The sequence below is a fragment of the Chromatiales bacterium 21-64-14 genome (assembly GCA_002255365.1).
Taxonomy (GTDB): domain Bacteria; phylum Pseudomonadota; class Gammaproteobacteria; order 21-64-14; family 21-64-14; genus 21-64-14.
The window spans coordinates 1-8,001 of the sequence record NCBI01000084.1; the positions used below are offsets into that span (position 1 = coordinate 1).

The following is an 8,001-nucleotide window of genomic DNA, read 5'->3' on the forward strand; positions in this document are numbered from 1 at the left end:
GTTGCGAAGGGTTGTGTCAAGTTCACGCGTGGTAAGGCGTCCCTTCAGTCGATAGCTCTTGCCCTGGAAGACCACCGCGTGCGCCTGCTCGAAGAGCCGATCGATGGTGGCGTTGGCAAGCACACTGTTCGGGAAGATTTCGCCCCATTCCTCGACAGCACGATTGGACGTCAGCACAAGCCCCGAGCTGTACTTGCGCCGATCGATGAGATCAAAGACCTCTTCGGCGATCTCGCGGTTCATCGACACCGCCGCCCAGTCGTCGATGACCCACAGTTCGCAGGACAACAGACGTTTGAAGAACTGATCGAGCGTGCCCTCGTGCCTCGAGCACGTGATCTGTTCGATCAGCTTCTTGTGGGTCGCAAAGTAGACGCGGTATCCACGGTGTGCGGCGGCCACCCCGAGGGCGAGCGCGACATGCGTCTTGCCCACACCGGGCTGTCCTAGCAGCAAGGCGATGCCGTGCTCGTCGATGAATTTCAAGGTGGCGAGCTCGCGGATGATGTGCTCATCGATCGCCGGATTGAAGCCGAAGTCAAACGTCTCGAGCGTGACCGATTCTGGGAAGCCCGCCTGCTTGAAGCGAAGCTTTAGCGCGTTCTGTTTTCTTGCATCGAGCTCGCGTGCCAGGAGATCGGAGAGCCAGTCAAGATTGGCGGCTTTCCTGTGCTGCAGCAATACCTGTTCGAGCTCGCGTGCGGCGGCCGACAGACGAAGGCTGCGAAGTTGCGTTTTGACCGTTTCTATGTTCATTCATCATCTCCTGGGGGTTGGGTGGGGAGAAGCGAGAGCTGTGCGGTGTAGACCGACAAGTCTCGCGTGAACTTATTTTTCGGGCGCGTCACAGGCGCTGCTTTCACCGCCGTGGAGGCTTGAGCGCTCTTCAGCAGACTCGCGACCTTGCGATATGAGTAGCTCTTCATATCGATCGCCTGGCGGCAGGCAGCGTCGATATCGGCAGCCGCGTATTTCTTATCGAGACAGAGAATCCCCCAGACCTTGCGGGTGTCGATGAAGCCCTGGCCCTGGGTGAGCAGGATCACGATGAGTTCCTCCACCGCCGGCCCCAATGGCCGTGCCCGCTTTCGGTAAACGGAGTGATCAGAGAGAGCGCGCTCCCAGGGCTTCAAATGCTGGGGTTTTGTTTGTTTCGAGCGGTAGGGGTCGGTCAGGCGTTCGTGGGTTTCGATCAGGATTCCCCGGTGATAAATGGCCAGCCGCTCGCGGCCGGCCAGGATCAGCACCTCCTCGCCGAGGTAGCGCTCCTCAACCGAGTAGTAGCGGTTGGCGAAGCGTACGTGGCCGTCTGCGCGCACGCGGGCGGTGGCGGATTCCTCGATCTCGTAGGCCACCGCGGGCAGCGCGCGCAGGTGTTCGCGCTCCTGGCGAAGATCATCGATCGGCCGTCGCTGTGTGGTGCCATGACGGCGCTGGTTGGCCAGTACGAGCTTGCGATCGAGATAGTGCTGGGAGTCCTCGAGGCCCACGAACGCGCCGTGTGCGTATTCCACGCCAATCCTGCCACTGATTCCATAGCAAGCCTGCCACCCATTCCACGCGAAAGCAGCCACTGATTCCATGGGAAAGCTGCCACCCATTCCACGGGAAGGCTGCCACCCTTAGGACATCGCATCGGCGACGCGGGATAACCATCGGTATGCTGGATATTTCTCAATCACGAGGAGTATCCGATGCCGGCAGAGAGGTTATCCATGCGCAAGATAAGAGAAGTGCTACGTCTGAAATGGGACGGCGGGGTCAGCAACCGCCGCATTGCGCAGAGCTGTGCCATTGGCCGTCCCGCCGTGACCGAGTATCTGCGCCGGGCGGCTGACGCGGGGTTGTCATGGCCGCTACCGGCGGACCTGGACGATGCGGCGCTGGAACGGCGGCTGTTCCCGCGACCGGCCTCCTTGCCGGCGGATCTGCGCACGGTGCCGGACTGGGCGCAGATGCATCAAGAACTCAAACGCAAAGGCGTGACGCTGGTGCTGCTCTGGCAGGAGTACAAGGTCACGTGTCCGGAAGGGTATCAGTACAGCGCGTTCTGCATGCATTACCGTGCCTGGCGGGGCACGCGCGATGTCGTGATGCGCCAGAGTCACCGGGCGGGCGAGAGGCTGTTCGTGGATTACTGCGGCCCGACCATGCCGGTGATCGATAGCAGCAGCGGTGAGATCCACACCGCGCAGATCTTTGTGGCCGTGCTCGGCGCGAGCAACTACACCTACGCCGAGGCCACGTGGACACAGACACTGCCGGACTGGATCAGTGCGCATGTGCGGGCGTTCGCGTTCTTCGGTGGCAGCCCGGCGCTGCTGGTGCCCGATAACCTGAAGTCCGCCGTGACGCGCGCGCACCGCTATGAGCCGGACCTCAATCCCACCTGCCAGGAGATGGCGGCGCACTACGGTGTCGCGGTGCTGCCGGCCCGTGCCTGCAAGCCCCGCGACAAGGCCAAGGTTGAAGCGGGCGTGCTGCTGGTGGAGCGTTGGATCCTAGCGCGACTGCGCCACCAGACCTTCTTCAGTCTCGCCGAACTGAACCTTGCGATCGCACAACTGCTGGCGGATCTTAACCGGCGACCCTTCAAGAAGCTGCCCGGCTCGCGCCAGGAGTGGTTCGATACCCTGGAGCGCCCGGCACTGCAACCGTTGCCGGACACGCCCTACGACTACGCCGAGTGGAAGAAGGCGCGCGTGAACATTGACTATCACATTGAGGTCGAGGGGCACTATTACTCGGTGCCCTATCAGCTGGTGAAGCAAACGCTGGATGTGCGCATCGGCGCGCAGGTCGTGGAGTGTCTGCACCAGGGCAAGCGTGTCGCCAGCCACCGGCGCGCGCACAGTAAAGGGCGCCACACCACGGTGACCGAGCACATGCCACGGGCGCATCAGCAGTATGCGCAGTGGACGCCACAGCGGCTGGTGCGCTGGGCGCAGCAGACCGGTGCTGCCACCGCACGCGTCGTCGAAGCGATCCTGGCATCGCGCCCGCATCCGCAACACGGCTTCCGCTCATGCCTGGGCATCCTGCGTCTGGGCAAGACCTATGGCGATACGCGTCTGGAATCGGCGTGTCAGCGGGCGCTGGTCCTTGGCGCGCCGAGTTACCGCAGCATCGAATCCATCCTCAAGCGCGGTCTGGACCGGACCCCGCTGCCCGAACCCGCGTCCGCCGCCGATGCCATTGATCACCCCAATATCCGGGGACCCGAGTATTACCACTAACCGACAGGAGACCACCGATGCTGATCCATCCCACACTCGATAAACTGCAACACCTGCAACTCACCGGCATGCGCAAAGCGCTTGCCGAACAAATCGACCTGCCCGACATCGAGGACTTGAGCTTCGAAGAACGCCTCGGGCTGCTCGTCGATCGGGAGATCACCGAACGCGATGACCGGCGCCTCAAGACACGGCTGCGCCAAGCCAAGCTGCGCCAGCAGGCAGCCATCGAGGATATCGATTACCGCCATCCGCGCGGTCTCGACAAGGCCATGATCGCCGGCTTGGTAAATGGTGCGTGGATCAAGGCGCATCACAACATCCTCATCACCGGCCCGACCGGTGTCGGCAAGACCTGGCTCGCCTGCGCACTCGCGCACAAGGCGTGTCGGGACGGCTATCGGGTTCACTATCTGCGCCTCCCACGGCTGTTCCAGGAACTGCCCATCGCCAAAGGCGATGGCCGTTACCCGAAGCTGCTTGCCGCGCTCGCCAAGACCGATGTGCTGGTGCTCGATGACTGGGGGTTATCCACGTTCACCGATGAGCAACGCCGCGATGTGCTGGAAATCCTCGAGGACCGGCACGGACGACGCGCCACGCTCATCACCAGTCAACTGCCGGTCGAGCACTGGCACGAGATCATCGGCGATCCGACACTGGCCGATGCCATCCTCGACCGGCTGGTGCACACCGCTTACAAGATCAATCTGAAAGGGGAATCCATGCGCAAACGCAAATCCAAGTTGACGCACACACCGGACTCAGAGTAATAACTCCCGCGTCGCTACGCTCCGACACGTGGCAGCCTTGCCCTGGACTGGGTGGCAGCCTTCGCGTGGAACCGGTGGCAGGAATCAGTGGAATACGCAACCGAGATCATCAAGGTGCTCGACAAGAAGGGGTTAGGCGTCCGGAAGGCGCAGAGCCTTACGGGAATCGACGCGGCCGATTTTTCGCGGGTCCGAAATGCGGACTTCCGCCGGATCAGCGTCGAACGCCTGATGGCGATGATCAATGGCCTCGGATCGCGGATTGATGTGGCGGTGAGGCTGCGGCGCGCGGAAGCGATGCACGCGGCCTCTGCGACCTGACGCCAGAGGAGGGCAACAAATCATGGAGAAGAAAATCCAGGGCCATGCGACCTTGCGCAAGGAGATGACCGCAGTAGCGAGTGGCGAAAAGCCCGCTCCGAAGAATGCGGGCTCGGTGTCGTTCGAGCCGCCTGCCGTGCGGCTATGAAGGGGATAGCAGGGCGGCGCTTGGCGAAGGCCTAAAGCGTCCGTTTCTTTACACTGGAACAGGAACGAAAATTCGTTTCTGTGTACCCGGTTACGCGCGCCCCTAACCGAGGATGACATGGTCGCCACTAGTTCGTACATCAGCGGTATCACTACACGCGCGAAGTAATCCGGAAGCGCGGCGGTCATTCCGTAATTTATTGTTACTCTGGTTGTTTTCCTGAATTTTTCGGCCGAAGTTCACGATCCGCGCTCTCAGAGGTTTTTACACTTGGTGTACTTCCGAATGAATCCGATGCCCCGGCGATCCGACAACCACTTGTTTTATTGCACTGTTTCTTCAGTTGGTCCGGTTGTTGCTCATTGTCCGGGCAGGCCCGTCCGCAAGCGCGAACCATCCGGCGGCAGTGATACCGGCGCCAGCCGGGCAGTGGATCGGACAGCGGCCGAAGCGGGACCGTGTAACGCTGCGGACCTGGAAGATAACGGAAGTCGTGGGGGGATTAACTCATGAAAAACTGGTTGAGTCTGCTGTCCGCAGTGCTGCTGGGTCTGGCCGTCACATCGGCCCAGGCGGGTCCCATCAACGTGCTCTGGTACACCGGGGGCGTGACGAATACTCCCAACTACAATGCGAACATCAACAATCTCATCAACCAGGCTGCGGCGGCGCCGGGCCATAACAGCTGGTCCATCACCTACTGGGGCAGCGGCGCCATGCCCACGGGCAGCTACAATGCCCTGGTCGTCGCCTCGCCGGAGGGGGGGTGGAATACCTATCCGAACTACGGTGCGCTTGTCAGTGCCGCCCCGACCTTCGGCAGTCGCGTGATGGTCACCGGTCAGGACGCCGACTGGCATTACCTCAACCATCCCCGCACCTACGCGGGCTTCCCGATCAATTAGGGTTTGACCTCGAGCGGGATCAGCAACTGGAACACCGCCGCGCACAACAGTTGGACCGGCTACGACACCAGTCTCTGGACCGGGATCAACACCGCCCCGGACGGCAGTGCGATCACGCTGGTGTCGAAGGCTTGGAGGTGCAAGTCCTCCCGTAAGCTGACCACAGCGAACGAAGTGAAGCGCAACTGCGCTGCGTGAGGGTGACTGATCGTGGGGAGGAAGCAAGGCATAACCGTAGAGTAGACCGCGACGATGATCGCCGCGGTGGGCCGGAGGCGTCAGGGATCAATGCCGAATGGCCGTGACTCGGCACGAGGCGCGGGGCAGCGCCCGCGAGCCCGACGGCACTATGTGCCGGGACACCCGACTGCCTTAGCCCAACTTGCGCAGAATCGACCCTGAGGCAACGCGAGATCAATGGCTTAGGGTAAAAGTCGGCACTACATTTTGTTTAAGCAACGACGCGTGGCGTGGGCGTGGCGACGTCTTCGTCGAACGACTCTGGCGCAGCGTCAAGTACGAATGCGTGTATCTGAAGGCCTACGACTGCGTGAGCGCAGCCCGGGCCGACATCGGGCGCTACATCGATTGGTTCAACACGCAACGGCCGCACTCGAGCCTCCAGGGCATGACACCGAAACAAGCCTACTGGAACGCCTTGCCAAACTGCCAGGAGGCTGCATAGAATGAAATCGTGGTGCGCCCCGAGTTGCCCACCGCGTCGGTCGTTCGTCGCAAGCGACGCCCGCCGCCGTGGACAACTCTGCATCGCCCCAACCCGCCCGGAATCCACTTATAAATCGGGGAAAGCTGTTCAAACAACCGCGGCCACTTCTCATCTCGTAGGTTCCCCGGCTGCACGTGACGAAAACATAGGGCAGAATACGGTTTATAGGGGGGCGTCGGCCCCGAGGATGGCGCCCGACACGACCGGGGATCAACAGGAGAATGTCGGATGAAAGAATTTAGCGGCGTCGTATCAGAATATGAACGGGGAAGCGGCGAGGGGGGGACGTACCTGACCTCGATCCCCGGCGGGTACCTGATGGGAAAATCTAGCAGTACCTTAGCCAACGCCACGGTTAAGATTGGCGATAAATATCTCCTAAAACTGTAAGTTATCCAAGGGTTGGATTCGCACATGAGCAAGGCGCATACGACGGGGAAGCCTTGCACGCTCTATATCCATCGCAGGCGGCTGATCGGGATCAAGCTAGACAGCGGAGAGTTGTATTTCTACAGAAAGAGCGCCGTATTGATGTCGCTCCTTATGTTTATGGTGCTGTTTAGCTGTTATCTTATACCGATTTGGGCTTGGATATTTCTCTTTCCGCTAGCTATTCTTGTGGGAGCTGTTTCCTGGGCGATGATCTGGGAGGGGGTGTATTACTTTGATGGAAAGAAGCTCGAGAAACTTGGGGGAATTCCTGTCAGTATGTATGGAGACCGGCTTGATGTGCGCAGCGCGATCTGACCAACCTAGGCGATAGATTTCGTTCTGCCGTTTGGTGAACGGCCCGGACAACCTAACACATAGTACGATTTTGGCTGCGGTCGGCACGGGCTCGCGCGGTAAGCGGAGCGGAGAGGCCCTTGTGGGGCGGTCTTGACCGTCTGGCGGACGTAGTGCCAGGCAGGCGTACGACTGCCCGTATTCTTCGACCAAACCCAGTGCAACACAAGGACCGGGTGCATTGACGAATTCGCGGATCCAACCACCCTGAAGGGTCAGCACGGGCAAAGCGGGCATGGGACGAGTCACGGCACCCTCACTCGTGGGTGCGTGCCGCACGCAGCTGCTGCAACAGATCGGGAAGCGCGGTTTGGACCGTCTCCCACACCACGTCGAGGTTGATATCGAAGTAGCCATGGGCGATGCGGTTACGCATCCCGCGCATGCTCCGCCACGGCACTTCGGGATGGGTCTGGGTGAACTCAGCGTAGCCATCCATCACTTTGGTGGCGGCCTCACCCATGATGATGAGGCTCATGACCACCGCCTGCTGGGTGCGCTTGTCAGCAAGGAAGTCGTCTTTGCTCAAGCCGTCTACGAACCCGCATGCATCAGCTGCCGCCTGCTGCATATGATCGAGGTAGTCACCCAGTCGGTTATCGCTCATACGGGCTGCGCTTCGGCGAGCACCTGAGCACGGAACGACGCCGGCAAATCACTCGGCGTCAGTAAGTCGACGGGGATGCCAAGTAAGGATTCCAGCTCGACCTGCAACCCGCCCAAGTCGAACAGCGTCGCGCCGGGCAGCGCGTCGACCAGTAAATCGAGGTCGCTGCCCTCCTGATCCGTGCCTCGAAGCACGGAGCCGAATATGCGCGGGTTCGCTGTACGAAACCGGCTTGCTGTTTCGCGAACCGCACTTCGCTTGAGATCGAGCACGATCGACGGGCGCATCCGGCATTCTCCTTTATCGAAACTCATGGTTAGCGTAATCGTGCGAGAATTGGGTTTCAAGAACTGTTTTTGAGAATCGCTAGGCCTTGAGCCACGGTACCGGGTGCAATCCCTCGGCGCGCGTCAAGATAGTTGTCGCCTGAATCATGCAACGTTTTTCCCTTTTCTCCCGGTACGGAGGTCTGCACGAACGACGGCCTCACGCTCCGGA

General features: G+C 60.7%; 11 protein-coding genes. 6 read left to right on the forward strand and 5 right to left on the reverse strand.

Translation table 11 applies throughout. The features are described 5' to 3' along the window. The 3 genes from B7Z66_15885 to B7Z66_15895 all read right to left on the reverse strand — a co-directional run. A partial coding sequence (locus tag B7Z66_15885; GenBank protein OYV74582.1) for a hypothetical protein occupies window positions 1–756 on the reverse strand: 756 nt, incomplete at its 3' end. Then, window positions 753–1,355: a hypothetical protein gene (locus tag B7Z66_15890; protein OYV74583.1), complete on the reverse strand. Its 603-nt coding sequence runs from the start codon at window positions 1,353–1,355 to the stop codon at window positions 753–755. The genes B7Z66_15890 and B7Z66_15885, both read right to left, overlap by 4 nt. 40 nt (window positions 1,356–1,395) lie before the next feature. Further along, a complete protein-coding gene (locus B7Z66_15895; protein ID OYV74584.1) occupies window positions 1,396–1,656 on the reverse strand; it encodes a hypothetical protein in 261 nt (86 codons plus the stop codon). Between the two features lie 38 nt (window positions 1,657–1,694). Between B7Z66_15895 and B7Z66_15900 the strand changes: the two genes are divergently transcribed. The 6 genes from B7Z66_15900 (at window position 1,695) to B7Z66_15925 (ending at window position 6,857) form a co-directional block, all read left to right on the forward strand. After that, window positions 1,695–3,236 carry an IS21 family transposase gene (locus B7Z66_15900; GenBank protein OYV74585.1) on the forward strand — a complete coding sequence of 514 codons (1,542 nt, stop codon included), beginning with the start codon at window positions 1,695–1,697 and terminating at the stop codon, window positions 3,234–3,236. A 17-nt stretch (window positions 3,237–3,253) separates the two neighbouring features. Beyond that, window positions 3,254–4,009, forward strand: coding sequence for an AAA family ATPase (locus B7Z66_15905; protein OYV74586.1), 756 nt, complete (start codon window positions 3,254–3,256; stop codon window positions 4,007–4,009). 42 nt (window positions 4,010–4,051) lie between these two features. Then, complete coding sequence (locus tag B7Z66_15910; protein OYV74587.1) at window positions 4,052–4,330, forward strand: hypothetical protein; 279 nt, start codon at window positions 4,052–4,054, stop codon at window positions 4,328–4,330. 657 nt (window positions 4,331–4,987) lie between these two features. After that, window positions 4,988–5,383, forward strand: a complete 396-nt coding sequence (locus B7Z66_15915; GenBank protein ID OYV74588.1) for a hypothetical protein — start codon at window positions 4,988–4,990, stop codon at window positions 5,381–5,383. Window positions 5,384–5,909: 526 nt separating this feature from the next. Next, complete coding sequence (locus B7Z66_15920) at window positions 5,910–6,068, forward strand: hypothetical protein (protein ID OYV74589.1); 159 nt, start codon at window positions 5,910–5,912, stop codon at window positions 6,066–6,068. 456 nt (window positions 6,069–6,524) lie between these two features. Beyond that, on the forward strand, window positions 6,525–6,857 hold the full coding sequence (locus B7Z66_15925; GenBank protein OYV74590.1) for a hypothetical protein: 333 nt from the start codon (window positions 6,525–6,527) through the stop codon (window positions 6,855–6,857). A 295-nt stretch (window positions 6,858–7,152) separates the two neighbouring features. Here B7Z66_15925 and B7Z66_15930 read toward each other — a convergent pair whose 3' ends face one another. Beyond that, window positions 7,153–7,503 (reverse strand): hypothetical protein, encoded by a 351-nt coding sequence (locus tag B7Z66_15930; GenBank protein OYV74591.1) that lies wholly within the window; start codon window positions 7,501–7,503, stop codon window positions 7,153–7,155. Continuing rightward, window positions 7,500–7,790: a nucleotidyltransferase gene (locus B7Z66_15935; protein ID OYV74592.1), complete on the reverse strand. Its 291-nt coding sequence runs from the start codon at window positions 7,788–7,790 to the stop codon at window positions 7,500–7,502. The genes B7Z66_15930 and B7Z66_15935 overlap by 4 nt, the downstream gene beginning before the upstream one ends. Window positions 7,791–8,001 lie beyond the last annotated feature (211 nt).